Origin of the sequence: Shewanella sp. S23-S33 (assembly GCF_043359565.1) — a bacterium.
In the GTDB taxonomy this organism is placed as follows: domain Bacteria; phylum Pseudomonadota; class Gammaproteobacteria; order Enterobacterales; family Shewanellaceae; genus Shewanella; species Shewanella oncorhynchi.
Genome location: NZ_JBHFFD010000028.1, coordinates 1 through 2020, shown reverse-complemented (window position 1 = coordinate 2020; position 2020 = coordinate 1). Strand labels below are relative to the sequence as shown.

The 2020-nt window shown below is 50.8% G+C and carries 3 protein-coding genes; all 3 read right to left on the bottom strand.

Annotation, left to right across the window (positions count from 1 at the left end):
- A partial coding sequence (locus tag ACHA99_RS08785) for a hypothetical protein (protein ID WP_393942226.1) occupies nt 1-339 on the bottom strand: 339 nt, incomplete at its 3' end.
- On the bottom strand, nt 336-524 hold the full coding sequence (locus tag ACHA99_RS08780) for a hypothetical protein (protein WP_393942224.1): 189 nt from the start codon (nt 522-524) through the stop codon (nt 336-338). The genes ACHA99_RS08785 and ACHA99_RS08780, both read right to left, overlap by 4 nt.
- A gap of 172 nt (nt 525-696) precedes the next feature.
- On the bottom strand, nt 697-2020 hold a 1324-nt coding region (locus ACHA99_RS08775), incomplete at its 5' end, for an RHS repeat-associated core domain-containing protein (protein WP_393942222.1).

The window sequence follows — 2020 nt, the reverse complement described above, 5'->3', positions numbered from 1 at the left end:
CCAGACTAGGCCGCGCTCGGCGTCGAATAGCGCGCAGCGGGCACCGGCATCTTGGCTGTGGATGGACAGCGGTTGACCGGATAGCGAGCGGAGGTAGCGGAAATTAGGCTGCACGGAGGGGTCGACCTGCTGTGCATCGAACAGCCGAGGGTCGATGCTGGCGGCAAGCTGACCGCGCACGGACCAAACTTGCTGTGCGATCAGCATATCAAGCATCTCCTCTTCTGTAGCGCGGTTGTACTGAATGGCGCGCACGGCAAGGCCGCGGTTGTCGACTACTGTGACCGTCGGCGTGCCTGCGCAGCGCCGTGCGGTCGCCGCATCGGAAAAAGTGCTCATAGTTCTAGTACCTCATGCAGAGTATCGTTCAGATCTTCGGCAACCGTAAACCACGGGTAATAGCTATTGCGCCGGACATAACCGAGCGCGGTGACCATTTCCCGTTCGCGACGTGGCAAACCATCACCCCAGCCCAAGTTGCTGCCTGAGCTTGCGGAATGCCTATGGCGCGGCAAATTTTTCAACTCAAAAATATGCCAAAAGCAAAGTAGTGAGTTAAGTTTTCAATATCGGGCACAAACTAGGCACGTCTTCAGCCACTGTAAACCAGGGATAGTATTGTTCCCCATTAGTGAACGGATCTGAGTTACGAATAATCCATGTGTCCTGTGCTTGATCAAGAACCAATGTACAGGGTCATATTGGCTGGTAAACTGAAGATCTTTGCCCAAAAAAGCTGCGAAGACTTTGCCAAAGGGCAGAAACTTTACTTTTCAGCCATTGCCACCATCCCCCAGCGCTCGTATTTGTTGATGGCATATCAGCTATCGGCTGATTAGAGGACAAGTCACCTATTACCAAGTCTTGCATAAACTGGATTCCTGTAGCTGAATTCTCTTGAAAATAAAAATCTATAGCATTTCTAAATAGTTCCCGGTCATGATCGGTTGCGGAATCTGTAAAAAATCTACCGTTATTCGCTATATGATGAATATACTGACCAGTTTGACCTATTTCCTCTACAAATTTATTATCAAATAAATCGTTTTCGAGAAGAAATCCTAATGCGCCTTGTACTAGTTGTCTCATGGGCCCAAGTACAGTGGCTACTTCTACTGCATTCTTATCTTTTGAAGTAGCTTCGAATTTTGGTAACGTACTTATACGCAGGAACTCTTCTCTCTTATTGAAATGTTCCTCAATCTTTCTGCTCTGGTCAGCGGTGAAGGCCTTATTCTCTAAATTTCCGCCAATAGCTTGTATGTCTCCACTTACCGAACTATTGTCTAAGGCTTGTGAACTATTGTCAAAGGCTTGTGCACCTCCGCTAGTAGAGCTTTCACTGTTGACTTGTGGGTCAATTAGGAGTGGCTGCCTATCAGATCCTTTAGGTTTTATCACTCTTTCGCGCACTCTTTTGGTCACAAAATGTAAAGCATTCTTCATAGGGCCCCTAGCTTCGGCTCTTTGTTTTTTAGCTTCCTTTGAATTGTCGGTATGACTCTTAGGGAGCAAACCTGCCACATCAAAAAACGTAATGGGGTTATTCCCAACCATACAAAACAGGTTAAGCCCATCAACGGTGCCGGCCGGATCGGGATTGATCCAACGCCCTAACCACGGCGCGTAATAACGGAAACCGTAGTAATACAGGCCGGTGGCGTCGCGCTCCTTGCCCGAGTAGCGCACCGTCTTGTACTTCGCATCGATGTCGCTGCGCGCAGACCACACCGCGGTGCCGCCGTACGGGTAGTACTCCTCCCAACTCAGGATGTCGGCCTGCGCATCGAGCTCAAGCATTGATGAGCCTATCTGGTCATTCAAGCTGACCCGCCACTGATCATTCGCGATCGTTTCCGGCTGGCCCAACTCCCAATGCAACACCCGCACAGTTTGGCGGCCGGCCGCACCAAGACAGAGTACCTGCAGGCGCTCGACGGGCGTCGACGTGGTGGCGCCCGTGAGCGTCTGCTCGGTTTGACGCAACTCCAGCCCCGGCAGATAGCGCACCCGTTGCCGG